23 protein-coding genes are annotated in these 24,884 nt (G+C 60.0%); 19 read left to right on the top strand and 4 right to left on the bottom strand.

Annotated elements, in window-relative coordinates:
* Nucleotides 1–51: 51 nt before the first annotated feature.
* The 14 genes from OOZ53_RS25195 to OOZ53_RS25130 all read left to right on the top strand — a co-directional run bounded on the left by OOZ53_RS25195 (nt 52) and on the right by OOZ53_RS25130 (nt 13,996).
* Complete coding sequence (locus OOZ53_RS25195) at nt 52–1,638, top strand: substrate-binding domain-containing protein (protein ID WP_271092557.1); 1,587 nt, start codon at nt 52–54, stop codon at nt 1,636–1,638.
* Nucleotides 1,639–1,686: 48 nt separating this feature from the next.
* Complete coding sequence (locus tag OOZ53_RS25190; RefSeq protein ID WP_271092556.1) at nt 1,687–2,631, top strand: carbohydrate ABC transporter permease; 945 nt, start codon at nt 1,687–1,689, stop codon at nt 2,629–2,631.
* A gap of 3 nt (nt 2,632–2,634) precedes the next feature.
* Entirely contained in the window at nt 2,635–3,477 is an 843-nt protein-coding gene (locus OOZ53_RS25185; protein ID WP_271092555.1) for a carbohydrate ABC transporter permease, read from the top strand.
* A 5-nt stretch (nt 3,478–3,482) separates the two neighbouring features.
* Nucleotides 3,483–4,541 carry an ABC transporter ATP-binding protein gene (locus tag OOZ53_RS25180; protein ID WP_271092554.1) on the top strand — a complete coding sequence of 353 codons (1,059 nt, stop codon included), beginning with the start codon at nt 3,483–3,485 and terminating at the stop codon, nt 4,539–4,541.
* A gap of 5 nt (nt 4,542–4,546) precedes the next feature.
* On the top strand, nt 4,547–5,488 hold the full coding sequence (locus tag OOZ53_RS25175) for a carbohydrate kinase family protein (protein ID WP_271092553.1): 942 nt from the start codon (nt 4,547–4,549) through the stop codon (nt 5,486–5,488).
* A gap of 27 nt (nt 5,489–5,515) precedes the next feature.
* A complete protein-coding gene (locus OOZ53_RS25170) occupies nt 5,516–6,250 on the top strand; it encodes a hypothetical protein (RefSeq protein WP_271092551.1) in 735 nt (244 codons plus the stop codon).
* A gap of 6 nt (nt 6,251–6,256) precedes the next feature.
* Nucleotides 6,257–6,883, top strand: coding sequence for a hypothetical protein (locus OOZ53_RS25165; RefSeq protein ID WP_271092550.1), 627 nt, complete (start codon nt 6,257–6,259; stop codon nt 6,881–6,883).
* 72 nt (nt 6,884–6,955) lie between these two features.
* Complete coding sequence (locus OOZ53_RS25160) at nt 6,956–7,954, top strand: TIM barrel protein (RefSeq protein ID WP_271092549.1); 999 nt, start codon at nt 6,956–6,958, stop codon at nt 7,952–7,954.
* Nucleotides 7,951–8,841, top strand: coding sequence for a ribokinase (locus OOZ53_RS25155; protein ID WP_271092548.1), 891 nt, complete (start codon nt 7,951–7,953; stop codon nt 8,839–8,841). The genes OOZ53_RS25160 and OOZ53_RS25155 overlap by 4 nt, the downstream gene beginning before the upstream one ends.
* A gap of 456 nt (nt 8,842–9,297) precedes the next feature.
* Nucleotides 9,298–10,107, top strand: coding sequence for a BtpA/SgcQ family protein (locus OOZ53_RS25150; RefSeq protein ID WP_271092547.1), 810 nt, complete (start codon nt 9,298–9,300; stop codon nt 10,105–10,107).
* On the top strand, nt 10,104–11,207 hold the full coding sequence (locus OOZ53_RS25145) for a M42 family metallopeptidase (RefSeq protein WP_271092546.1): 1,104 nt from the start codon (nt 10,104–10,106) through the stop codon (nt 11,205–11,207). The genes OOZ53_RS25150 and OOZ53_RS25145 overlap by 4 nt, the downstream gene beginning before the upstream one ends.
* Nucleotides 11,204–12,697 (top strand): FGGY-family carbohydrate kinase, encoded by a 1,494-nt coding sequence (locus OOZ53_RS25140; protein ID WP_271092545.1) that lies wholly within the window; start codon nt 11,204–11,206, stop codon nt 12,695–12,697. Before OOZ53_RS25145 ends, OOZ53_RS25140 begins: the two co-directional genes overlap by 4 nt.
* The gene (locus tag OOZ53_RS25135; RefSeq protein WP_271092544.1) at nt 12,694–13,248 is read left to right on the top strand and encodes an SIS domain-containing protein; all 555 of its coding nucleotides are present in this window, start codon (nt 12,694–12,696) and stop codon (nt 13,246–13,248) included. Before OOZ53_RS25140 ends, OOZ53_RS25135 begins: the two co-directional genes overlap by 4 nt.
* Nucleotides 13,249–13,252: 4 nt before the next feature.
* Complete coding sequence (locus OOZ53_RS25130; protein WP_271092543.1) at nt 13,253–13,996, top strand: creatininase family protein; 744 nt, start codon at nt 13,253–13,255, stop codon at nt 13,994–13,996.
* 30 nt (nt 13,997–14,026) lie between these two features.
* Here the strand turns inward: OOZ53_RS25130 and OOZ53_RS25125 are convergent, their stop codons facing one another.
* The 3 genes from OOZ53_RS25125 to OOZ53_RS25115 all read right to left on the bottom strand — a co-directional run bounded on the left by OOZ53_RS25125 (nt 14,027) and on the right by OOZ53_RS25115 (nt 17,761).
* Nucleotides 14,027–14,944, bottom strand: a complete 918-nt coding sequence (locus tag OOZ53_RS25125) for a carbohydrate ABC transporter permease (RefSeq protein ID WP_271092542.1) — start codon at nt 14,942–14,944, stop codon at nt 14,027–14,029.
* 5 nt (nt 14,945–14,949) lie between these two features.
* Entirely contained in the window at nt 14,950–16,056 is a 1,107-nt protein-coding gene (locus OOZ53_RS25120) for a carbohydrate ABC transporter permease (protein WP_271092541.1), read from the bottom strand.
* Nucleotides 16,057–16,123: 67 nt separating this feature from the next.
* On the bottom strand, nt 16,124–17,761 hold the full coding sequence (locus tag OOZ53_RS25115) for a substrate-binding domain-containing protein (RefSeq protein ID WP_271092540.1): 1,638 nt from the start codon (nt 17,759–17,761) through the stop codon (nt 16,124–16,126).
* Nucleotides 17,762–17,986: 225 nt separating this feature from the next.
* Here OOZ53_RS25115 and OOZ53_RS25110 point away from each other — a divergent pair, with 225 nt between their 5' ends.
* From OOZ53_RS25110 to OOZ53_RS25090, 5 genes are read left to right on the top strand one after another with little or no spacing between them, the layout of a single operon-like run.
* Nucleotides 17,987–19,051, top strand: a complete 1,065-nt coding sequence (locus OOZ53_RS25110) for an ABC transporter ATP-binding protein (RefSeq protein WP_271092539.1) — start codon at nt 17,987–17,989, stop codon at nt 19,049–19,051.
* 30 nt (nt 19,052–19,081) lie between these two features.
* Complete coding sequence (locus OOZ53_RS25105; RefSeq protein ID WP_271092538.1) at nt 19,082–19,534, top strand: RbsD/FucU family protein; 453 nt, start codon at nt 19,082–19,084, stop codon at nt 19,532–19,534.
* 9 nt (nt 19,535–19,543) lie between these two features.
* Nucleotides 19,544–20,479, top strand: coding sequence for a ribokinase (rbsK, locus tag OOZ53_RS25100; RefSeq protein ID WP_271092537.1), 936 nt, complete (start codon nt 19,544–19,546; stop codon nt 20,477–20,479).
* A gap of 15 nt (nt 20,480–20,494) precedes the next feature.
* Entirely contained in the window at nt 20,495–21,892 is a 1,398-nt protein-coding gene (locus OOZ53_RS25095; protein ID WP_271092536.1) for an FGGY-family carbohydrate kinase, read from the top strand.
* Nucleotides 21,882–22,529 carry a class II aldolase/adducin family protein gene (locus OOZ53_RS25090; protein ID WP_271092535.1) on the top strand — a complete coding sequence of 216 codons (648 nt, stop codon included), beginning with the start codon at nt 21,882–21,884 and terminating at the stop codon, nt 22,527–22,529. The genes OOZ53_RS25095 and OOZ53_RS25090 overlap by 11 nt, the downstream gene beginning before the upstream one ends.
* Nucleotides 22,530–23,045: 516 nt before the next feature.
* Here OOZ53_RS25090 and OOZ53_RS25085 read toward each other — a convergent pair.
* Nucleotides 23,046–24,647, bottom strand: coding sequence for an AAA family ATPase (locus OOZ53_RS25085; RefSeq protein WP_271092534.1), 1,602 nt, complete (start codon nt 24,645–24,647; stop codon nt 23,046–23,048).
* Nucleotides 24,648–24,884: the final 237 nt, after the last annotated feature.

The raw sequence follows: 24,884 nt of genomic DNA, 5'->3' as shown, positions 1-24,884 counted from the left end.
TCTCAGCCCGGCTGCGGCTATCCTCTCCACCATCAAACTGGAGGAGAACACATGTTTCCGAACAAAATGGGTAAGAGCGCCGGGTTGCGCGACGTGACGCGTCGTTCATTTCTGAAGTCCGGCGCCGCTGTTGGCGTGACTTCGGCCCTCGCATCCACGATGAGTTCGCCGTTTGTAGCCAGCGCGTTCGCGCAGGAGATGCGCGATCCGGCAAGCATTCTGGCGGATATCAGCGTCAGGAAATATGTCCGGGAGGACTACCAGAAACTTTATGACATGAGCGAAGCGCCCCTCTGGGATCCGAACAAGGACTGGATCAGGACGGTTGACTGGGAGAAGGTGCGCTCCGAACTGGCCGGCACGACCGTACGCTTTGCAATCGGTGCCGCTGACCAGGAATCGGCGGCGGAAGGCCTGGTGCCGTTCGAAGAACTCTCCGGCATCAAGGTCGAACTCGTGCCGATCCCGGACGACAGCTTCTACGACAAGGCGCTTGCGGAATTCATATCCGGAAATGCGTCCTTCGACGCGCTGCAGTTCTTCTCGCCGTGGCTTGGCGATTTCGCGGCCCCCGGATTCCTCGCTCCGTTGGACGACTATGCATCCAAATGGGGCCTTCCGCTTGACGATTTCTACGACACCTATCGTCTGAATTACGGTTTCTTCAATGGCGTGATGTACGGCATTCCTTTCGACTGCGATATCCAGATGGTTCACGTCCGCAAGGCCGCGATGGAAGAATTGCTGGGTGGCCCGGTGGACAGGTCCAAGTCGGTTCCGTCTTACGATGAACTCATCCGGGTCTCGGGCGAACTGAACAAGATCCAGCCTGGCGTCGCCGGTGTCGGCCTGATGTGCGCGCGCGGTTTCTGGTCGACCTATACCTGGGAACACATCGCGGCTCAGGCTGGCATGATGCTCTTTGACGAGAGCTGGGAGCCGATTTTCAACAATGACGCCGGCATGAAGGGCCTGGAGATTATTCTCGAACTGTCCAAGAACGCCAATGAAGGTTTTGCCGGTGCCGGTTGGCCTGAAAACCGTGCCGCATGGCTCGGCGGTCAGCTTGCCACCAACATTTCCTGGCAGGACAGCGGCACCCAGGCCATGCGTCCGGACCAGAGCCAGATTGTCGGTGACTTCGTGACGCTCTACGAGCCACGTATTGAGGGCGGCCGCTTTGCGCCACCGAACATCGCCGGGTCCACATCCTGCGTATCGGCATCGGCGCAAAATCCGGAAGGTGCGTTCCTGATGCTGGCGTTCCTGACCACAGCGTCCATAATGGCCATGAACGAGGCAAACGCGAACGGCGTCGCCCCAGGCTATCGGTCCGTGCTGACCAACCCGGATCTCCAGGCGGTTTCACAGCCGGCCAAGGTCTGGGGAGACAGTCTGGACTATGCATGGTGCGCCCCGCGTCTGCCCGGAATGTTCAACATGGAGCAGGCAATCGGAAATGAGATCAACCGCGCCGTCGTCGGCCAGATTTCCGCGAAGGAAGCGCTCGACAATGGTGTCGCGGCGGTCCGCAAGATCATGGACGACAACGGGTTCTACTCCGGCAAACCTCCCGTCGAATATGCGGCAGCGGCTCCGGGCCTCTACGTCGGAGAAGGCAAGGCCCTGCCCTTCTGATCCGAAAGCGCATCGCAAAACGATGAATGACTGCCGGGAAGTGTCTTTATGACAGATTCGCTGACAAAAGACCCCGGGGCGGCAATTGCCGCCCCGGGGTCCAACAAGAAGAAAATCGTACGGCGCCGCAGCAAGAGGCTGAAACGCCTTTTTCCTTATCTCCTGGTCGCGCCGGCGGTCATCTACCTCCTGATGATCACGCTTTATCCCGGCATCTACGCGATCATTCAGAGTTTCTATTTTGTGAAATTCGGCCCGTGGCGTCCGGTCGGCCTCGAAAACTATGTCGAGCTGTTCAACGACCGCGAGTTCTGGGCGGCGCTGTGGAACACCTTCGTGATCGGCTCAATTTCGCTTTGCCTGCAATGCGTATTGGCGTTGCTGTTGGCCTATTACGCCTATCGCGACCCGTGGATCCAGGGCTGGCGGATCGTGTTTCTGGTCCCGATGCTTTTCATGCCCTCGGCTGTCGCCTTTATCTTCAAGCTGGCTTTCCTCGACGGGCGCGTCTTTTCCGATCTGCTCATTCGTATCGGCCTGATCGACTCAAATCTGGCAATCCCGTCCTCCATCTGGATGAGCCGCGCTTTGCTCATTCTCGCCGACACATGGCAGTGGACACCCTTCCTGTTCATCATTTTTGTCGCCGCGCTTCAGGGGCAGGACGAGGAAGTCGAGGAAGCCGCGCGCCTCGACGGCGCAAGCTGGGCAGCGATCTTCTGGAACATCTCGCTTCCGCTTATGCGTCCCGTGATCGCAGTCGCCCTGATACTGCGCGCGATCGACATCACGACCATGTTCGCCAATGTCTTCATCATCACCAAGGGCGGCCCGGGCGGAGCGACGGAGACAATCAGCTATTTCATCTACAGGATCGGCTTCAAGACCTTCAATTTCGGCTATGCATCCGCCGCATCGGTCGTCATGCTGATCCTTACCGTTATCATCGCGCAGCTCGTGGTCAAACGGGCATTCGTTTCGGGTAGAGGATAGACGATGGCATCGATCAGACGCACCGGCGGCGAGAAACTCTGGATCCGTTATCTCATTCTCGGTGCCTGGGCGCTCTTCTGCATAACGCCAGCTCTGTGGTTTCTTTCCATCGGCCTGCGGCCGAGGACCGAGATCATAACGCCTCAACCGATCTACTGGCCAACGTTCAGCCTCGACGCCTGGCACATGTTGTGGTCGGACTGGCCGATGGCCAAATATCTTCGCAACTCGGTGGCGGCGATATTCGGCTCCGTCCTGATCGATCTCGTTCTCGCGATACCCGCGGCCTATTCGCTGGCCCGTTACGAATACAGGGGGCGGGACGACATAGGTTTTTATATTCTCTCCACACGCATGATGGCGCCGGCGATCGTTGCCATCCCGATCTTCTTCCTGTTCCGCAACGCCGGCCTGCTCGACACGGTTTGGGCGCTGATGTTGATTTACGCCGCAGTCAACCTGAGCGTCGTCACCTGGATCATCCGCTCCTATATGCTGGATATCCCGAAGGAGCTGGAGGATTCGGCGCGCACGGACGGGGCCAGCGACCTGCGAATACTGTGGGAGATCATTATTCCGGCTATCCGGCCGGGCATCATCACCGCGGCGGTCATTGCGATGATCTTCGCGATCAACGAGTTTCTGTTTACGCTTCTCATCGCATCGACGCCCAAGGCCTATACGATGTCGGTGGCCCTGGCGAATTTCACCGGCGGCTCGGACGGCGTGATCTACAATGCCATCGCTCTTGTGGCCTTCCTGGCATTCATTCCGGTGTTCATCGTCGTTGTGGCGATCCAGAAGCATCTTAGCCGGGGCCTGACCCTGGGCGCTGTAAAGGGGTAGTTGCCATGGCGAGGATAGAACTCGAGGGGATACAGAAGCGTTGGGGGCCGGTCTGGGGTGTCCGGGACGTCAATCTCGACATCAAGGACGAAGAGCTGGTGGTTTTCCTCGGCCCATCCGGCTGCGGCAAAACAACGACAATGCGTATGATCGCCGGCCTCGAGGAGCCGACCGAAGGCACGATCCGCATGGATGGCGAACTGGTCAATGACTTCGATGCCAGGGATCGCGACGTCGCCATGGTGTTCCAGGGCTACGCGCTCTATCCCAATATGAGCATCTATGAGAACATCCGCTTTCCCCTGCGCATGCGCGATGTGCCGAAAGCCGAGCACGAAAAGCTCGTGCGCGAAGCCGCGCAGCTGGTCGAACTGGAAGATTATCTCGACCGCAAGCCGGGAGCCCTGTCCGGCGGACAGCGGCAGCGCGCAGCCCTGGCGCGGGCCATCGTCCGCAAACCCAAAGTGTTTCTGATGGACGAACCGCTGTCGAACCTTGACGCCAAGCTGCGTCATGCCATGCGCGTTCAGATCAAGCACCTTCAACGGCAACTCAGGATCACCACCGTTTACGTGACCCACGACCAGATCGAGGCGATGACCCTGGCGGACCGCATCGTCGTCATGGATTCGGGACTGATTCAGCAGATCGGCACGCCGGACGAAATCTACTCCGATCCGGCCAACACTTTTGTGGCATCGTTCATCGGTTCGCCGCCGATGAACATCGTTTCAGGCGTTATCGAGAACCGTACCTTCAGGTCGGAAGGAATAGAAATCCCCGAGTTGCAGATCGACCACAGCGGACCCACATCCTTCGGCATACGCCCGGAGGACTGTGTTGTGGCAAGGGATGCGTCCCGGCCTTCCCATTTCCGGGGTTCGGTCTACGGGGTGGAGCCCACGGGAGACCTGACCTATCTGACCATGCGGGCGGGTGACAAGAATTTCGAGGTCAAGACCGACCGGAGCTACCGCGCTGATCTAGGAGCCGAAGAAAGGATCGCCTTCGACACCGAACGCATGTACTTTTTCGATACCGAAAGCGGCAGACGGATAACGTGACCGACATGGGCTTTGACTACACTTCGATCGGCTTCTACACATTTGATTGTCTTGGCCGTCCGGTCACAAACATTCCGCCGGGAGGCAACACCTATTTCATCGATGAATTGACGCTGGCCGTCTCGGGAGCGGCCGGATCCGCAGCCATTGTCGCGGCCAAGCACGGCCTGAAGGTTCAGGCGGTCGGTGGAGTGGGCGCGGACGATATGGGCGACTGGGTGGTTGCCAAACTGCAGAGCTTCGGAGTCGATACCGCCAACATGCAGCTGTGCGAAGACGTATCCACCTCGTCTTCGATCGTGACGACGCGCCCGGACGGAGCCCGGCCGGCCCTTCACAAGAAAGGCGCGACCGGCGCTTTTTTTATCGACGACGGCAGCGTGGATCGGGTCCTCGATACCAATATCCTGCATGTCGGCGGCGTCGGGCTGATGGACCGCATGGACACCGGCCGCACCCGCGAGATCATGCAGGCGGCCAAAAACAAGGGCTGCAAGACAACGCTCGACGTGTTCGCATCGACGAAGCATGATGCGGAACTGGTCGAGCCGCTGCTGCCATTCACCGACTATTTCATGCCGTCGGAGGAGGAGGCGATGGCCCTGTCAGGGCTGTCCGACTTCGACGAGATTTCCGATTACCTTTTGTCCAGGGGCGCAGGCGCGGTCATCCTCACGCTCGGAGAAATGGGCGCCATGTACCGTGACCAATCCGGAAAATCGTTTAAAATGCCGTCCTACGACATTAATGTCGTTTGCACCTGTGGGTGTGGTGACTGCTTCAATGCGGGATTTGCGACGGGTCTGCATCTGGACTTCGCGATTGAGGATTGTGTGCGGCTTGGCCAGGCTTCCTCGGCCCAGAATGCAATGGGACTGGGTTCTCAGGCCGTGATCACCGATCTTTCGAACTCCATAGATTTTATGGAGAATACACCCACCAGATGACGTTTGGAGATGGAGGTTCCGGCCGACATGGACAAGAGCAGGCAGGCACACGCCAGACATGCACCCGAACTCCTCGTGCGCGATGCGCTGAGAGGTTTCAGATACGCTGTACGCCGTTCCACGCATCTATTTGCCAATGCCGATCAAAGCACTTTGCCGCAGCCGATCGGCGAGATCACGTCGCGTATTGCGAAAAAGATAGACAGCGTGTCACAGGAGGCGGAATACATGTCCTCGTCGGTCATTGGCGGCCCGCTGAAGAAAGCCGCATTGCCCGACAAGGCGTTTTTCGGACAGGACGGCTATGATCCGAACGCAGCGGACCGCGCGCCAAGGGAAGCGGCGGCGGCCCTGTATTTCGGGCTTTCCTGGTCGGCCAGACAATTGGGTTGCGACGACATGCTGCTCAGCGAGACGATTTGTCTTGAGTGTGTCGAACGGCTGGGCAACAACGCCTTGCAGGGCTCAGCCTCCGAAATGGCGGATATGCTGGCGTGCGATATTATCGACCGGCGCGCTTTCAGGCTTTTCGCTCCGGCTGCCGCCGATCCGCAAAGCCTGCGTTTCCGCGTCACGGTGGGATCGGCCTATACCGCGGCGCTCTGGTTCTTTGCGCCGAGGGGCATCGCGGCCGGCAGCGAGGAAGACCTTCTTGACAATTGCTGCGCAATCATACGCGATCACCTGGATCGGATCATTCAGATACGGACCGGTTCCGGATCGACCGAACGGCTTTTTGAAGAACTTATCGACATCGTCTAGACCGTTATGACCAGGCTGCCCCAGATAAAGTTTCCGCATTCGCGCGACAGGCCGGTGCGAAAAGTCGCCAGGAGCCTGCGCTGGTTCCTCGAAGCTTTTTCCAGCCAGGTCAACGGGATCTCGTCTGAAACGGGATTGCATTTCGATATCGACAAACAAAAGCTTCGAACCGTTTTCCTGACTTGGGTGAAGCTGTTCGAGGCACAGAAACCCTCCGAGCCGAAGCAGAAAATCGGATACATAACATTTTCCGCGGCAATGATGCTTTCGGAACTGATTGACGGTAATCCGATCCGGATCATCCGCAAGCCGGAAAACGCCAACACGGATATTCCGCTGTATTACTGGCCGGAGGGCTATGTGTATGTCGCATTCTGCATGAATGTCAGGTCGGCGGTGCTGGCGCAGGATTTGAACATCGACGTGGATGCCGCGCCGCCTTTTGACGACATACGCACATGGTGGTCGTTCAGGGAAAACGCCCGGGAAGACAGTTCGACCGCCATCGGCTTTTTCGAACTCTTCGTTGGCGACGACCCCAAATGGTCCGGGCCGAAGCTCTTTTCTCCATCCCATGCGGAAACGAATACCGACCGAATGCTTGAAAGAGCGCAGAAACACCTTACAGATTGATCCTGATTCGGCGTTCGCCGGATGCATGGCCGTGAAATGGGCGGGTCGTGCCGGCCGGAAGGGAGCGCACCAGTGACACTCAAGGACGACACGCCAAAGGGCTGTTACGCGGCGCGTTTGAACGCGTTCAAAGCCGTGGATCCCGATCCTTCGAAGCCGCCATTGGCCGCAATGATCGGGGCGGCGGGCCGTGTCGGCGGTCTCGGTGCAGCCGATCTCAATTACCCCGACCATTTTGCCGATATGACCTGGCGGCAAGTCAAACGGCTGCTGGATGACAACGGTCTCGCCCTGAACGGGCTGGCCATGCGTTATTACACGGATCCGGGCTTCGCGTTGGGCGCGTTCACGAACCCGGACAAGGCGGTCAGGCAGGCTGCCGTCGACATCACCAGGAAAGGCATCGATACATTGTCCGAAATGGGCGGTTCCCTGATGACCCTGTGGATGGGCCAAGACGGCTTCGACTATGCGATGCAGGGCGATTATGGCTCCATGTGGGATGCGACAATCGACAGCCTGCGGGGGGTGGCGGACCACAATCCGGATATCGACATCGCCATCGAATACAAGCCCAACGAACCCCGCGCCTATGCCCTCATGCCCGATGTCGGGACCACAATCCTGGGCGTGCTTGAGGCCGACCGCCCGAATATCGGTGTCACGCTGGATTTCGCCCATGTTCTCTACGCCGACGAGATGCCGGCCCATTCGGCCCACCTGATCGCCCGTCACGCGCGTCTTCTGGGCGTGCATCTCAATGACGGCAACGCCAAGCGCGACGACGGGCTGATGGTCGGAACGGTGCATCCGGTCGCAACGGTCGAGCTGTTCTGCGAACTCGACCGCATCGGCTATGACGGCGTGATCTATTTCGACACTTTTCCGGATCATTCCGGCCTCGATCCGGTCGAAGAGGCCCGAACCAACATTGCCATCGCGGAACGTCTGAGGGGCGTCGCCCGCTCACTTTCGGGCAACAATGAACTGACGGCGGCGATCGCGCGCCAGGACGCGACGCTGAGCCAGCGGATCGTGGCGCGGGCCCTTTATGGCGAAGACGGGTCATGACCGACGTTTTTGTCGTCGGCGCGCTGCATCTTGACGTGGTGGTGGACGCCCACCGCCTGCCGCATCTGGACGAAACGCTGATGGGAGAAAGCGTGGCCTACCGCTTCGGCGGCAAGGGCGGCAACCAGGCCGTCATGGCGGCACGCATGGGTGCGCTTGTGGCGATGGCGGGACGCGTCGGAAACGATGCCTTCGCGAACACCGTCCTGGCGGAACTGGATCGCTCGGGCGTCGATCGCGCGCAGGTGATGCAGGTGCAGGGATCGACCGGCATGAGCGTTGCAATCGTCGAAGCCGGCGGTGAATATGGCGCGGTCGTGGTTTCAGGCGTCAACCGGACCGTCGATCCGGATCAGGTCGATCCGCGCAATGCCAGTGTCGTCGTGCTGCAGAACGAAATTCCCGAAGACGTTAATTTGCGCGTCGCCCGGCGTGCCACCGGCGCGAAAATCGTCCTGAACGCCGCCCCGGCAAGACAGGTGCCGGAAGCCCTGTTGAGGGCCACCGATCTCCTGGTGGTCAACCGGGTCGAGGCGGCGCAACTGACCGGCGGCAAGGTCGACAATCTGGATGCGGTCCGGGCGGCCAGGGATTTGGCTGTGCGCGGGCCGAAGGCCGTTGTCGTCACTCTCGGGGCGCAGGGCGTTGTCCTTTGCGAAGGCGGGAAAGTCGAAACCATCACGCCGCCGACACGGGCGGACGGATCGACCCATGGTGCGGGCGATGCCTTCGTCGGCGCCCTGGCGACCGAACTTGCCCGTGCCGAACCGCTCGATGCTGCGGTGCGATTCGCATCCGCGGCGGCGGCCTGTTTTGTCGGAACATCGCCACAAGAGCGCGCGGCGATCGCGCGATCAAATGTCGAACGCTGGTTGGCGGAACTGTAGAGCCTGTCTGCCTGCCCGTTCCACGCCGATTCCGGTACCGTGTTTTCGGGTCCATATTGAAAGATCTTTTCGGACTGCAGGTTTAGAGCAATTCTGAGTTAGATTGGAGCATTTGATGGAGGAAAATCGGTTCACTCGGCTAGGCGCGTCGCGCAGCGCGATGTGGTGCATCGGGCAAGCGGCGCAACGACGTCCGATGGGCCGATTTTCCCCACCCTTGAGAGGATTATCATATTGAAAATCAGAGACAAATGGGCCGGGCGATTTTGGCCCCTGACGTCGTTGGATCGCGCTTGTGGTGGGTTAGCACCACGGCGCGCAATCCGCCCAACCAGTGACCAAAATCGCCGCGGTCAAATGATCCAATCTAACTCAGAATTGCTCTAAGTGAAATCTCTTGGGCGCAATCTCTTTCCGCGCTAATGTCCGGTCACGTTGGAGTACGGGGGTAACGAATTGTCCAAATTTCTCAATACATTCACTGTCGCAAAACCGGTTATCGCCATGGTGCATCTGGGCGCCCTGCCGGGCACGCCTCTTTACGATGCCCGGCGTGGTTTGGAAGGGCTTCTGGAAGGCGCACGCGCCGATCTGGCAGCGCTCCAGGCAGCCGGGTTCGATGCCGTGATGTTCGGCAATGAAAACGACCGGCCCTACGAATTCGACGTGGACCTCGCATCGACCGCGACCATGGCCTTCATCATCGGACAATTGCGGTCCGAAATATCGGTTCCCTTTGGGGTCAATGTGCTGTGGGACCCGAAGAGCTCGGTTGCCCTGGCAGCGGCCACGGGAGCCTCCTTTGTCCGCGAAATCTTCACGGGAACCTATGCCTCGGATATGGGTCCGTGGACGCCGGACGCCGGCGCGGCCTTGCGCTACCGCGACCGGCTCGGACGCCAGGATCTCGCAATGCTCTATAATGTGTCGGCCGAGTTTGCCGACAGCCTGGACCGGCGTCCCCTGCCCGATCGCGCCCGAAGCGCCGTGTTCAGTTCCATTCCCGATGCGGTCCTGGTGTCCGGACAGATCACCGGAGAGGCAGCGGCCATGTCCGACCTCGAGGCCGTCAAGGCGGTGCTGCCCGATACGCCCGTTCTGGCCAACACCGGCGTCAAGCACGACACGGTCGCCGATGTGCTTGCAGTCGCCGATGGCTGCGTCGTCGGCTCGGCCCTGAAGGTCGACGGCGACACCTGGAATGCGGTTGATCCGGACCGCGCCAGTGAATTCATGGCACGCGCGAAGGCGGCGCGCGGGGCATGAAGGAGCGGCTGAGACAAGACCTGACCGGCCTGATGGCCATACCGGGGCTGAGCGGTCATGAAGACCGAGTGCGACGCGCCATTGCCGGCCTGCTGTCCGCCGAGGGGATCGACAGCCGCTCGGACAGGATGGGAAATCTGATCGCCACCTTTGATGGCGCTGAGGATCGCCCGTCGGTCATGCTGTTCACCCATATGGACCAGCTCGGCTTCATCGTCCGCAAGATCGAGGACAACGGATTGATCCGCGTCGAACGTCTGGGCGGCGTTCCGGAACGCGCGCTGGCCAGCCAGGCCGTGACACTGTGCGTCGGCGAAGGGCGTGACATGGACGGCGTGCTCTACAACAAGAGCCACCATGCGACGCAGCCGGACGAAAAATACCATGTACCGAAGGTCGCGGAGATCCACATCGACACCGGCCACGGTTCCAGACCGGCCGTCGAAGCGGCGGGCGTGCAGATCGGGACACCCGTGGTCTACAAGCCGCGCGTTCTGCCTCTCGCCGATGATCGCCTGGCCGGCACCAGCATTGACGACCGCGCCGGCTGCGCCGTCCTGCTTGAAGTCGCACGGGCACTGAAGGACCGCTCGGACGGTCCCACCGTCCACCTCGTCTTTTCCGTCCAGGAGGAGTTCAATCTGCGCGGCGCGGTGGTGGCGGCCCAGTCCCTGCGGCCCGATATCGCGATCCAGATCGACCTGATGCTGGCGACCGACACGCCGGAAATGGCTTATCGCGGCGAAATGACCCTCGGCGGCGGACCGGGGATATCGCTCTATTCCTTCCACGGGCGCGGCACGTTGAACGGCGTTATCCCCCACCCCTCGGCTGTACGTCTCATGGAAGAGGCCGCTGCGGCAGGCAATATCCCGCTTCAGCGCAGCGCGCAGTCCGGTGTCCTGACGGACCTCAGCTACGTCCAGCTTGTCGGTGAAGGCGTCGTATCGATCGATGTCGGCTTTCCCATGCGCTACTCGCATTCCAGTCTTGAAGTATGCGATCTCGGCGATCTCGAAGGTCTGACCCGACTTCTGGTCGCGGCCCTTTCACGGATCGGTCCGGACTTTCCGCTTGACCGCGACGGACCGGGATCATGAGTTACACGCTCGGCGTCGACATCGGTACCTTCGAATCGAAGGGCGTGCTGGTCGATCATGAGGGCAGGATCGTCGCATCCGCCGCGCGCCCGCATGACATGCTTGTTCCACAGCCGGGCTGGGCCGAGCACCGCCCGGACGAAGACTGGTGGAGCGATTTCGTTCAGATCACACGCGAGATCCTGAAAAATTCCGGCGTTTCGCCCGAACAGATCAAGGCCGTTGCGACCAGCGCCATCGGCCCATGCATGTTGCCACTGGACAAGGACGGCCGGCCGCTGATGAACGGCGTCCTCTATGGTGTGGACACGCGCTCCGCCGAAGAGATCGAGCTGCTCACACAACGCATCGGCGAAGATGTCATCCTCAAGGTCTGCGGCAACGCCCTGACATCGCAGTCGGTCGGCCCGAAGATCCTCTGGCTCAAGCGAAACCGTCCGGAAATCTGGGCGCAAACGGCGCGAATCGTCACGTCCACGACCTATCTGACGTTCCGCCTGACCGGCGAAACCGTCATCGATCACTACACAGCCGCCAATTTCAGTCCGCTCTACGATGTCGGCGCGCTGGATTGGACGCAGGCACTCGCCGATGACATCGCGCCCACGGAAATGCTGCCGCGGCTGATGTGGTCGACCGAAATCGCGGGACAGGTGACGCCGGAAGCTGCCGCGATCACGGGGCTGGCCGCCGGAACACCCGTGACCTGCGGCACCATCGACGCGGCGGCGGAAGCGGTCAGCGTCGGCACACGCCATGCCGGCGATATGATGATGATGTACGGCTCGACCATCTTCATCATCCAGGTCACGCAGACGCCGGTGCGCGATCCGCGGCTGTGGTATGCGCCGTGGCTGACGCCCGGCGCCCACGCCTCCATGGCGGGCCTTGCCACCAGCGGAACGCTGACCCACTGGTTCCGTGATCAGTTCGCAAGGGAGCTGTCGCAGAAGGAGGCCTTTGGCGTTCTGGCAAGGGAGGCCGAAGACTCCCCGCCTGGGGCGAACAGGCTGCTGTTCCTGCCATATTTTTCGGGCGAACGGACCCCGATCCATGACCCCAGGGCAAAAGGCGCCTTCTTCGGTCTCGATCTGACCCACACGCGCGGCGACCTTTACCGCGCGCTCCTGGAAGGAATCGCCAACGGAACCGCCCACGTGATCGAGACCTACCGTGACGTCGGCCAGCCGCCGGCACGGATTCTCGCCGTTGGCGGCGGCACGAAAAACGACATCTGGCTGCAGGCGACATCCGACATCGCGGGCGTGCCGCAAATAGTCTGCGAAAAGACCATCGGCGCGTCCTTCGGCGATGCGTTCCTGGCGGCCTGCGCCGTGGGATTGGCAGATTTCGAAGCCATTGATGCATGGAACCCGGTTGAACGCGCAGTCGAGCCCGAGGAGCGAGCAGTCTATGCGCGGCAATATCCGCTGTTCAGGGAATTGTACGAATCCACCCGCCACATTGCCCGGAGCCTGGATGCGCCGTGAAGACCGATTTCAATACCGCGATCGCTGAACTTGGCGAAGTCGTTGACCGGATCGACAACAGCGCCATCGAAACCGGCTGCCAGGCCATTCAGGAGGCGGGCAAGATTGTCCTCTACGGTTGCGGACGCGAAGGACTGCAGATGCGCGGTTTTGCGATGCGGCTTTATCATCTGGGATTTGACGTCGCCGTGCAGGGCGACATGACGACGCCTCCGCTTGGGCCGGGCGACCTCTTCATTGTCTCAGACGGGCCCGGACGGCTGGCAACGGTCGAGGCGCTGACACGGGTGGCAAAAAACGCCGGCGCCAGCGTGCTGCTGCTGACCGCGGAGCCGACCGCCGCGATCGCCGGCCGCGCGGACAGGCTGATCGCGATCCCGGCACAGACCATGGCGAAGGACCAGGGCGACACGATATCCTCGGTGCTTCCGATGGGTTCCGTCTATGAGGGCACCCTGTTTCTGCTGTTCGAGATCATGGTCCTGAAGTTGCGTGACAGGATCCGGTCTGACGCGCAGGCCATGCGCGCAAGGCACACAAACCTGGAGTAGGCGAATGCGTTATGAGCTGATGTTGCCGCACCAGATCCGCAAGGCTATCGAAACCAATGTGCCGGTGCTGCTGCCGATCGGCGTACTGGAATACCATGGCGAACACATGGCTGTCGGTATGGACACGCTGGCGGTGACCCGGATCTTCGACCGCCTGGAAAAGGACATGGATGTTATCGTGCTGCCGCCCTTTGCCTACGGCGCCGCAAGCTACGCGGTGGCCCCACCGGAGGCGAAAGGATCGGTCCATGTCGATGCGAAGAAGATTTCAGCGATTGCCGAAGACGTGTTCTTCGGACTGCTTCGGGTCGGGTTCCGCAACATTCACGGGTTCGTTCACCACCAGACCGAGAACTTCAATGCCGGAATGCCAACCGACCTCGCCTTCAAATTCGCCGGGCGGGAGGCGATTTTCCGTTTTCTTGAGGCCGAACATGGCGAAGGCTGGTGGGGCCGCAACGAGATGCGCGACTACTATGCGGACCACCGGGCGGGCGCGGACCCCTTCAACTGGATCCGTATCCATCCGCTGATGACGAGCGAGATCACGGCACAATATCCGTTCGATCACGCGGGCATCGGAGAAACGTCGCTGATGATGGCGCTGGCGCCGGAAGCGGTCGATATGCAGCGCCTCAGCGACAATAGCGGCTGGTTTACCGAGACGGCATCGCAGGCCACGGCCGAACTTGGCGAAAAAGGAGCCGCGCTCATCCTCGCCCATCTTCGCGAGGTCCTGCGCGGCTGATCGGGCCGTTTCCGGTCAGCCTGAAACGGCTTATTTGACCGCCCCGGCGGCCATGCCCTTGATGATGAACCGCTCGAGCAGAACGCCGATGACGATCAGCGGCAGGATCGCGGCGAAGCTCAGCGCCGCCATCGACCACCAGGATATGCCCTGCGAGCCCGTCTGGCTTGCCACCATTACCGGCAAGGTCTTGGCGTGGCTGGAGGTCAGCAGTGCAGCAAAGAAATACTCGTTCCAGGTCAGCACCAGCGACAGGATGAAGGAGGCGACCATGCCCGGGGCCGCGATGGGCAGGATGATGGTCAGAAACGCGCCCCAGATCGACAGCCCGTCGACCAGGGCCGCCTCTTCGAGTTCCGTCGGGATCGATCCGAACTGGTCGCGCATGATCCAGATGACGATGGGCAGCACCGTGAGCGTATAAAGAAGGATCAGCCCGATCCGCGTATCGAGCATGCCGAGCGACTTGTAGAGCACCAGAAACGGCAGGGCGAGCACCACGGGCGGCAGGATCAGCTGGCTCAGGAAGAAGAACGAGATGTCCGAGTTGCGCATGAAGCCGAAACGGTAGCTGAAGCGGCTGAGCCCATAGGCCGCCATGCTGCCGAGTGCGACGGCAATCAGGGACGATGACACGGCGACGACGGCGGAATTCCAGAACCGTTTGAGGAATTCCTCGCGCACCGTGCTTTCATTGCCGATCGTGTCGGGAGACAGCCCCAGGGACCGCCAGCCGAGCCATTTGGGCGTATAGTCCCACCACGGCACCATGTTGCCCTTCATGACGTCCGGCGCCATCTTGAAGCTCGTGGTGATGGTCCAGAAGATCGGGAAGATCGAGATGATCGCCCAGACGATCAGGATGCCATAGATGACGATGCGGCCCGAAATCCTCCTGGCGCGATAGGTACGGTCGCTGGTGCTGTCGTGAAATATTTGCTCCGACATAGTGGTCAGTACCTCGGCCGCATCCAGCGGTCCACCGCCTTGATCAGTATGGTCATGGCGGCGGCAATGATGATCAGATAGACGATCGCCAGCAGCGTCCCGTAGCCGACATTCGACCGGTCACGGTACTCCCGGAATATGAAGGAGGTCACGCTGTCCGTGGCGCCGCCCGGGCCGCCTGACGTCACGTTGATGATGATATCGGCCAGTTTCAGCTTGAAGATGATCCGGATCAGGATGGCGGTGATACTGACGGGCAGCATGAGCGGAAAGGTGATTTCCCAGAATTTGCGCCATACGCTGGCGCCGTCGACCTCGGCGGCCTCGTTGAGCTCACGCGGAATGGCCTGGAGGCCGGCCAGGATCATGATCATCATGAAGGGGATGTAGGTCCATGCGTCCATCAGCATGATCATCATGCGCGCCACTTCGGGCGTCGAGAAGAAGGACGGATTTTCGACGCCAAGTTCACGCAACAGCCGGGCGATCGGCCCGAACCGGTTTTCCAGCATCGACTTGCCGATCATCCAGCTCACCGCCACCGGCGACAGCATGAGCGGCAGCAGAAATGCCACCCGGAAGAATTTCCGGGCGCGTATCTCGGCATTCAGAAGCAGCGCCAGTCCGAACGCGATGGCGTATTCGACGATGATCGCCAGCGTGTAATAGACCATGTTCTTCAGGGCGTTCCAGTAGAACGGATCCGTCCACATCTGCCGGACGTTGTCGAGACCGTTGAACTGGCGGCCGTCCGGGCTCGACAGGTTCCAGTCCGAAAAGGCGATCACCAGGCCGAAGAGCAGCGGGAAGACGACCATCGAGACGACAAACAGGGTGGCGGGCAGCACGAAGAGCGTCCGTTTGCCGTGTTCGCCGCGTTCGATGACCTGCGCCGCACAGAGGCATATTCCCCAAAGCACATAGGCATAAAGCGTCGGACGCCAGGTCTCGAAACCGATATCCAGCCACCCGTTGTGATCGGCAGCCTGAAGAAAAGCGACGAGGAACAAAAGTCCGGCGGAGCCCCAGACTATGGTCTTTCCGAATCGTCTGCGGCGATCGGAAATCTGATCCGCCGTGACAACGTGAAGAAGGTCCCCCTCAGAACTCATTCCGGATTGCTCTGCCCCGCCTGATTACAGTCGGGCCGGCGGCAAAACCGCCGGCCCGGTTCTTCTTTTACATGCCAAGCGACGCCTTGTAGAGCGCAATCTGGCTTTCCCGGCCGATCTGGTCGGTGATCTTTTCCCAGGCCGCGGCAATCGCGTCCGCCGTTTCCTGTGCCGACGCATACTGGCCTGCATAACCCTTCGCCAGTTCGTCCTCGGCAACCGAGTAATACTGGAAAATGCCCGGGATGCGGGGCTCGATGGCCGCGTTCGAGTGGTTGTAGCTTTCGGCGTTCGAAAGCAGATAATCCTCGATGAACGCGCGGTCATAACCGGCAGCTTCCCACTCATCGAACTGGAAGTGCGAATTGCGGTAAGGCTGGAAGCCGGACGGATAGGCCGACATCCAAAGCGAGATGTCCTTGCCGCCGAGATGCGCGGCGGCACTCCATGCCGCCTTGCGCTTCTTCGCATCGCCCGAGACCCGTTTCGTGACGTAAACGCCCCAGCCGAGATAGGCCATATTGGGCGCTTCGTTGTAGGTTTCTTCCCAGGCGCCGGTCTTGCTGTTGTAGACCCGGTCCGATCCCGGATTGATGCCGAAACCGACAACGTCGCCAACCACCGAAGTATCGGATGTGCGTGCGTTGGAGCCGATATCGCCCCACCACATCAGCATCGATCCGGTACCGGCCAGGAACTGCTGGAACCCGGTTGTGCCGGGATCGGCATTGATCTGGTCTGCCGGGTATGCACCCGCCGCGATCAGATCGAAAACGTCCTGGATCGCCTGAACCCATGCCGGGTTGTTCACCCGCGGTTTCATGGTTTCGGGATCGAACAGCCATGCCGGATCGTCCGGATGTTTCGCATAGGCCGCGGCGCGGTTTTCCAGGAAGTAGAAGCCGAAGCCGCCCCAGCCTTTCAGCGGATCGAGATAACCGTGAGCCGGCAAACCGGTCAGCGGGTCTTCCTTGCCGATCAGCGCCTTGGAAACCGCATTCACGTCCTGCCAGGTCCGGGGCACCGAAGCGCCGCCGATCGCGCCGTCTCCGAAGTAGTCCTTCCGGTAGGCAAAGGTATGGCAGTCGCCATCGATCGTGATCCGGTACTTCTTGCCGTCCCAGGTGCCGACCGGCGGCTGCAGATAACCGACCAGATCGTCAGCTTCAATCTGTTCCTCGACCCAGTCCGGCATCTCGTCGAGGAGACCCTTGCCGGCGGTATCGCCTTCAAACGGCGCGCCCATCTCGATGATGTCGAAATCGACGGTACCCGTTGCAATGGCCTGCTGGAGCCGCGGATTGTAATCGGCCTGCGCCAGGTCGACCCAGTTGATCTTGGCGCCGGTGTAGGCTTCCCACGGCTTCAGGAAGCCACGGAAAAGGAAGTTGTGCAGGTTCTGGTTGTTGAGGCCCATGAACGTCAGTTCGACGCCTTCAAACTCGCCTTCAGCAACCCGTTCCTTGGTCGGCCCGAGCGTCATTTCGCCGACCTTCTGCCAATCGGCATCCGTGGGCGATCCTTTTCCGACGCCGGGTATTTTGAGGATCTCCGCCCGCAGGTTTCCATGCGAATCGGCCAACGCTGAAGGAACACCGGCCATGCCGCCCATTGCGGCAAGAGCGCCGACGCTCGCCGCGCCCTTGAGCATCTTGCGGCGGCTCAACTGCGCGCGGATGATTGCGTTATAGTGTTCGACTTTCATCAGTATACCTCCCAGGTGGCGGGGCAATCCTGCGTGTTGGACAACCCCAAATAGAGTAACCGCCATTTCCAATATTTGTTTGATTTCGCCAAGTTAACGGCGCAGGCGGGAAAAGAAACAATCACAGTCAATCCCAACGCTGTCAAGCTTATGATCCGACTAAGGGCGTGGACAGCTCAGACACAAGCCGGTAAGCGTATGGGGATCGCCAAAGGGATGGGATGCATGGCAGACGTTAAGGTACGCGGGCTGAGAAAATCATTCGGATCGACCGAGGTTCTGCACGGTCTGGATCTCGATATCGAGGAAGGGCAGTTTGTTGTCCTTGTCGGGCCTTCAGGCTGCGGCAAATCCACCTTGCTGCGCATGATCGCCGGCCTTGAAGGCATTACCGAAGGCCAGATCCTGATCAATGACCGGTTGGTCAACAACCTGCCGCCGGCGGAGCGGGATATCGCGATGGTCTTCCAGAACTATGCGCTCTACCCTCACAAGACCGTCGCGGCGAATATGGCGTTCTCACTGCGCATGCGCAAAATGAACAAGGCCGAGATCGACGAGCGCGTGTCGCGCGCGGCCGAGGTGCTCGGCCTTACCGAATATCTCGGGCGATATCCGCGGGCGCTGTCCGGCGGCCAGCGGCAGAGGGTGGCCATGGGACGCGCCATCGTGCGCGATCCGCAGGTGTTCCTGTTCGACGAACCGCTCTCGAATCTCGATGCGAAGCTGAGAATCCAGATGCGCGCTGAGATCCGCGAGCTGCACCAGCGGCTGGTCACCACAACGGTCTACGTGACCCACGACCAGATCGAGGCCATGACAATGGCCGACAAGATCGTCGTAATGAATGCCGGCAACATCGAACAGATCGGCGCACCGCTCGACCTCTACGATCGCCCGGCCAATGAGTTTGTCGCAGGCTTCATCGGTGCGCCGTCGATGAACTTCATGGATGCCGTCGTCGTGGATAGCGGCGCCGGCATGGCCGCCAGGATCGAGGATTCGACCATCCCGCTTCCGGGCGCCGAAGGATTGCAGTCCGACCGGCAAATTCGGATCGGCGTACGGCCCGAGGACACGGTGCTGTCCAACGAGGGCGTGAAAGGCGAGATCATGGTCGTCGAGCCGACCGGATCGGAAACGCATCTTGTGATTCGCTCGAACGGGCACGACTACGTCTCGGTCGTGCGCGAACGTCAGGCATTTTCGCCGGGCCAGAAGGTGGCAATCTCGGCCGAGGCCGAAAAGATCCACCTGTTCGACAAATCCACCGGTCAAAGGCTCAACTGAGCCCCTGCCCCGACATCGAAGGACCTGCCAATGCTCAAAGGAATTGACCCACGCCTGAATGCGGATGTGCTCTATGTCTTGCGCGCCATGGGCCACGGCGATGCGCTGATCATCGCGGACACGAACTTTCCCTCGGATTCCGTTAGTCGGGCAACCGTCTACGGCGACTTGCTGCGCATGGACAATCTCACCGCCGCCGAAGCGATCGAGGCCATCCTTTCCGTCTATCCGCTCGACACATTCGTCGACGACTTCGCCGGCCGCATGGAAATCGTCGACGAACCCGACACCGTTCCCGCCGTCCAGCAGGAAGTCCAGCAGGCGATTGATGCGGCGGAAGGCAGCCATCGACCGATGGTCGGCATCGAACGTTTCAAGTTCTACGATCTGGCCCGCGACAGCTATGCGGTGATCCAGACGGGCGAGCGCCGCTTCTACGGATGTTTCATGCTGCGCAAGGGCGTGATCCCGCCCGAGGCATAGGAGGACGAATTGGCCGGAAAGATTGTCATCCTCGGCGTATTTGTGGCCGACACCGCGTACCGGGCGGATCGGCAGCCCCGCATGGGCGAAACGATACTGGGCAACAGCTTCGCGCTCGGGCCGGGCGGCAAGGGGTCCAACCAGGCGGTCGCGGCGGCGCGCTCTGGCGGTGACGTCCATTTCATGTCTCGCCTCGGAGACGACGATTTTGCGCAGATGGCGCTCAAGACCTGGGCGGATGCGGGTGTGACCGCCGCGGTCACGCAGGATCCCGACAGCTTCACCGGCGCGGCCTATATCTTCGTCGAAGAAGCGACGGGCAACAACGCGATCATTGTTTGCCCCGGAGCGGCAGGCGACATTTCCGCAGCCGATGTCGAGGCACAGCGGGATCTGATCGAAGGCGCATCCGTATTCGTCACACAGTTGGAGCAGCCCATGGAGGCCGCCCGGCGCGCGCTGGAAATCGCCAGGTCATCGGGCGTGCGGACCATTCTCAATCCGGCGCCGGCGGCCGAAATTCCGGCGCAAATGCTGGCGCTTTGCGATTTTGTGACGCCCAATGAATCGGAAACCGAGGGCATAACCGGGGTCCCCGTGAAGACGCTGGGTGATGCGGGCGCGGCCGCCGACGTGCTCCTGTCGATGGGCGTCGGCGCGGCCCTGATCACCCTCGGCGAACAGGGCGTTCTTTACAAGGACAGGGAACAGTCGGTCCATGTGCCTGCGGTCGTCGCCGGCCCGGCCCTTGAGACCACAGGTGCCGGAGACGCCTTCAACGGCGGCTTCGCAACGGCCCTGGCCGAGGGCAAGGACCCGGTCGAGGCGGTCCGTTTCGGGTGCGCGGTGGCCGGGATTTCCGTAACGCGCGCGGGAACGGCGCCATCAATGCCATCGCGGGCGGAGGTCGATGCACTCCTGGCTGCGGAAACGTCCAAAGACTAGGCCCACAGAACCCCGGTGACCGCAAGTTCCAAAAGTCCGCGCAGCGTCGTTGCCATCGATGTCGGCGCAACGAATATCGACGTAATCCAATATTCCGCCGAACTGGAGGTCATCGAACAAAGATCGGCCGGGGCGCTGCGGCGCGAAGCGCCGCCTTACCTCAGCCTTGACGTCGAGCACGTCATCGAATTCGCATTGCATTCGATTGCCGATTTCGATCGCGGCGTGCCCGTGGACGCAATCGTTCCCTGCACGCATGGATCGGCGGTTGCGCTGCTTGACGAGCAGGGCGAACTGGTTTTCCCGGTCATGAGTTACCTTGCCGCCATTCCGGATGACATCGCAGAAGCCTATGCGGATATCGAGCCGTCCTATGGGGAGGTGTTTGCCCCGACCAATCCCGCTGCTTTGACCGTGGCCAGGCAACTTCTCTGGCAGGAAACGTCGTTTCCCGAGGCATTCAGCCGGGTCCGGACGATCCTTCCCTACGCCCAGTTTCTTGCCTACAGGCTAAGCGGCGTTCTGTCGGCCGAGGTCACCTCGCTTGGCGCGCAAACCCATCTTTGGGCGCCTGGAAATGCCGATTTCAGTGCGCTGGCGAAATGCCGCCGATGGTCGGACCTGATCGCCCCGATGCGGCGGGCGGGCGACAGGCTGGGGCCGTTGCGCATGGAAGATATCAATGGCCGGGGAACGGTTCTGTGCGGCATCCACGACAGCGCCGCGAGTTATCTTCAATTCGCGCGCCACGAACCGCTTGTCCTGTTGTCGACCGGCACATGGATCATCGCCTTCGATTCCAGCACGGATCTGCAAAGACTGGACGCGCACCGGGATCAGGTTGCCAACGTCAAGATCGATGGCACACCGATCGGATGCGCAAGGTTCATGGGCGGCGAGGAATATGGCCGTCTCTGCGGCGAAGGAAACGAGGCGTCCGCAACCTTGGACGATGTGAAGGCGCTGATTTCCTCGGGCACGTTTGCCCTGCCCTCCTTTACCGATAGCGGCGGACCGATGCCCGGCACCGGAGGACAGGGCAGGATCCTCGGCAACAGCCCGACAACGGATACCGAACGCGCAAGCCTCGCAACGCTGTACGCGGCTCTGATGACAGCGTTCTCGCTTGACCGGCTCGGCGACACCGGGCGCGTTGTCGTCGATGGTGTCTTCGCGCGCAACGACGTCTTCCTGGCCTTGCTGGGCGCGCTTTTGCCGAAGCGCGAAATCTTCCAGGTCCATGGCGCGGCAGGCAGCGCGCGTGGAGCGGCAAGTCTTGCGCTGCCGGAACCGCAACCCGATGTCGCAGTTGAACAAACGCCACCGCCGCATGTTCCCGGACTGGAGCGCTATTTTGCCGCGTGGCTGGAAAAATCGCAAAACGCAGAAAAAGGATACCGTCATGATCTCTGAAACCGATATCCGGCAGCGCATCATCGATGCCTGCCGCGAGATGAACCGAAATGGCCTGAATCAGGGCACCTCGGGAAACATCTCCGTCCGGTTCGAAGACGGCCTGCTTATTACGCCAACGGCCATTCCCTACGACGAGATGTCACCGGATATGATCTCGAAAATCTATCTTTCCGGCGACATGACGGGCAACTGGGAGGGTCCGAAGGAGCCGTCTTCCGAGTGGCGGTTTCATTGGCAGATCCTGAAGCACCGGCCGGAATTCAACGCCGTCGTCCACGCCCACGCGCCCTATTGCACGACGCTCGCGATCCTGCGCAAGCCGATCCCCGCCTGCCACTACATGGTCGCGGTTTTCGGCGGCAACGACGTGCGCTGTTCGGGATACAGCACCTTCGGGACGAAGGAACTGGCGGATATGGCGCTGACGGCCATGGAAGACCGCAGCGCCTGTCTTCTGGCCAACCACGGCATGATCGCCGCCGGCGACAGCCTGAAACAGGCCATGTGGCGGGCGGTGGAACTCGAAACGCTGGCGCGGCAATACTGCCAGTCCCTGCAGTTGGGAGAGCCCGTCATCCTCAGCGAGGACGATATCCGCAAAACGCTCGAACGCATGGATGACTACGGCGTCTGATCAGGCGCGGAAACAGACATGCATGGAGTTTGGAGGCACGGACAAGGTGGCTGCTTGTAGTTTGAAAGGAGGTCCTGGTTTTTCCGGGAGTTTCCGGGATTAAGCGGGAATCCGTGGGAAACGCTGGTAATACAAAGGATTGGCGGCGACCAAGCGGAAGCCAATGGGCGGTTCGTTTTGCCAGCAGGTCTTAGCAAAACAGGCCGATGCAACACATCACAGCAAATCGGCGGCGCGGCCTCTAATGGTCTTCGAAAACACTTCAAGAGATTTTCGAGCACAGGTCACAAAGCGTTGCGCGGCAAGGCGTAGCGGATTTGAGGATCGGCACTCGAAGGACCGCACGGCAAGGCTTTCCGGACAGCCAGAAAGTAAAATCAAGTTGTGCAACTTGCACAAGTTACACAAAAAGACGCGCATCAACGCGATAAACGAAGAAAAAACAAGGACATAAGAAAACGCGAAACGGCGGCGCGCGGCGCAATCAAGTTGTGCAAGCGGATGAAGCTATCTCAATCAAGCCCGCCTGGACCAAAAGCACTTCTCCAAAACAGGCACGATGGCGTCCCTCAACTGCTTCAACTTCTGCTCTTTGTCTGCCTCTGCATCGGTAAGCAGGAGCGCATTACAAAGCGCTTCGACCATTTTCTCAGGTACGAGTTTCAGATGCTTCGCAGCCATGCCGAAGTAGGATTTAGCAGGGAAATCTCTGACAAATTCCCTAGGCTCCCCATGTAAGGAGGCTTCCAGCCTCGATTGTTCTTCAGTGAAAATCTTCCCCAAATAGTTTTGCCAGCCACCCTCCGGCTCCGCCTTCTCGAATGCCGCGCCTACAACTTTGAGGTCTTCATTTGGCGCAATCGGATTCAGTAGTGCCTTTAGTTCTACTTCGGCACGCAACTTGGCACGTGTCAGAATTTGTTTGTTCAGATTGACGTCAGAAAAAGCTCCGCGTGCCTCCTTGAGGAAAGCTTCAAATTGCTCGTTTGCGGTGTTTTCGTCAGCGCCATTGAACTTGGCAAGAGCTTTGAAAACAGTTTCCAAAGCAAAAATACCCTCAATTTCACTGACTTGATGGGCCTTTATGTTTTGTACGATTAGAAATCTATCCGGCCATCCGTCCCTGTCGATATAGCCGAATGCCTCCAGACCGTCTGTGAAATTCTGTTCACGAAAAACGCTGACACACTCCCGCACGCTCTGGCAGCTACCAACCGGAATGACCGCTGTATTGTCGCAGTTGTGCCAAGCGCTTAGAATTGCTTGGTCGAGACTGTCAGCTCTGCCCTCACAAAAAATTAGCCGCGAGGCGGAGATGGAAAACGATGCGGCTCCCAAAACTTCGGTGATCACTTCGCTCGGTATTTCTGAAGTCGGCGGGAGAACATCAACTTCGATTTCGGAGCGGGCAACAGCGAACTGCGCCCCCCTACGAGATAGGGCAAATGGAATGTCGTGTGTTACGTAGATGAATCGCAGATTGGGCATCTCCGCTTCTAGGTCGTTCCATAGATTGCGCGCCAAGAGCGGGTGAAAAAAAGTTTCGGGTTCATCCACAAGTACAATATCTTTGCCGCAACTAATAACGCGGGTGATTAGATAGAGTGCCGTTCTCTCTCCCTCGCTCATATGAGCAATGGGATACGTGACAACCTCTTTATCAATCTGGCGCTCGACGACTGGCTGGTAGTCAAGACTAATCCGTCGGCCCGGGAAATGCCGGTTCCAAATCTTCACAATCCTGCGGAGCCGAGTTTCACTTAGCTTGATGTCGGGTTCATCAGAGGGATTTGCCAAGTGTTCGTCGCGGTACTGAACAGCGAGTTCGCGATCGTCGGCCAAGATCTCGGACATTAGGTGTTGAATTTCATTGGACCGCTGCCAGTGGCTGTTCATTGTTCTATTCATAGAACTCCTGACCTCACCTTTGGCTTGCCCGACCGTCTGGTGAGGTACATCTGAAATTTCGACATCGCGAAGTGCAGCAATTCGCTCCGCGTTGTTGTTCTGAACAATGGAGACTCCCAAACGTGTCTTGCCGACTCCATTTGGTCCGATAATCACAATAGGATGGTCGCCTGTTATTGCCGGCGTCTTCTCAGTGAGTTTGATATCCATTCTCGAGCACCTTGAGCTACCGCAGCGGCCCGCCGGCCCACACGACGCGGGCGTGGACCTGCATCTTCTCGTCGGCCTATTCCTGGTCGACGATCACGGGCTTACAATGCTCGCTATCGTACAGAATCTGGATCTGGCCGTCGATCAACACAACAAAGCAGTGCCCGGCCTGAGAGATAGGTAACAAAACGTACCGGACACATAGGTAACACTTTTCGCTTTTGCGTGAGGTGTCGA

The sequence above is a fragment of the Allohoeflea poritis genome (assembly GCF_027889715.1).
Classification (GTDB): domain Bacteria; phylum Pseudomonadota; class Alphaproteobacteria; order Rhizobiales; family Rhizobiaceae; genus Hoeflea_A; species Hoeflea_A poritis.
Note: the sequence above shows the minus strand (reverse complement) of the source record. Positions and strands in the feature narration are given on the sequence as shown.

Bases quoted from the DNA above. Each gene is read 5' to 3' on its own strand.
- OOZ53_RS25195 (WP_271092557.1), top strand. From the start codon at position 52: ATGTTTCCGAACAAAATGGGTAAGAGCGCCGGGTTGCGCGACGTGACG.
- OOZ53_RS25190 (WP_271092556.1), top strand. From the start codon at position 1,687: ATGACAGATTCGCTGACAAAAGACCCCGGGGCGGCAATTGCCGCCCCG.
- OOZ53_RS25185 (WP_271092555.1), top strand. From the start codon at position 2,635: ATGGCATCGATCAGACGCACCGGCGGCGAGAAACTCTGGATCCGTTAT.
- OOZ53_RS25180 (WP_271092554.1), top strand. From the start codon at position 3,483: ATGGCGAGGATAGAACTCGAGGGGATACAGAAGCGTTGGGGGCCGGTC.
- OOZ53_RS25175 (WP_271092553.1), top strand. From the start codon at position 4,547: ATGGGCTTTGACTACACTTCGATCGGCTTCTACACATTTGATTGTCTT.
- OOZ53_RS25170 (WP_271092551.1), top strand. From the start codon at position 5,516: ATGGACAAGAGCAGGCAGGCACACGCCAGACATGCACCCGAACTCCTC.
- OOZ53_RS25165 (WP_271092550.1), top strand. From the start codon at position 6,257: ATGACCAGGCTGCCCCAGATAAAGTTTCCGCATTCGCGCGACAGGCCG.
- OOZ53_RS25155 (WP_271092548.1), top strand. From the start codon at position 7,951: ATGACCGACGTTTTTGTCGTCGGCGCGCTGCATCTTGACGTGGTGGTG.
- OOZ53_RS25145 (WP_271092546.1), top strand. From the start codon at position 10,104: ATGAAGGAGCGGCTGAGACAAGACCTGACCGGCCTGATGGCCATACCG.
- OOZ53_RS25140 (WP_271092545.1), top strand. From the start codon at position 11,204: ATGAGTTACACGCTCGGCGTCGACATCGGTACCTTCGAATCGAAGGGC.
- OOZ53_RS25130 (WP_271092543.1), top strand. From the start codon at position 13,253: ATGCGTTATGAGCTGATGTTGCCGCACCAGATCCGCAAGGCTATCGAA.
- OOZ53_RS25125 (WP_271092542.1), bottom strand. From the start codon at position 14,944: ATGTCGGAGCAAATATTTCACGACAGCACCAGCGACCGTACCTATCGC.
- OOZ53_RS25120 (WP_271092541.1), bottom strand. From the start codon at position 16,056: ATGAGTTCTGAGGGGGACCTTCTTCACGTTGTCACGGCGGATCAGATT.
- OOZ53_RS25115 (WP_271092540.1), bottom strand. From the start codon at position 17,761: ATGAAAGTCGAACACTATAACGCAATCATCCGCGCGCAGTTGAGCCGC.
- OOZ53_RS25110 (WP_271092539.1), top strand. From the start codon at position 17,987: ATGGCAGACGTTAAGGTACGCGGGCTGAGAAAATCATTCGGATCGACC.
- OOZ53_RS25105 (WP_271092538.1), top strand. From the start codon at position 19,082: ATGCTCAAAGGAATTGACCCACGCCTGAATGCGGATGTGCTCTATGTC.
- OOZ53_RS25090 (WP_271092535.1), top strand. From the start codon at position 21,882: ATGATCTCTGAAACCGATATCCGGCAGCGCATCATCGATGCCTGCCGC.
- OOZ53_RS25085 (WP_271092534.1), bottom strand. From the start codon at position 24,647: ATGGATATCAAACTCACTGAGAAGACGCCGGCAATAACAGGCGACCAT.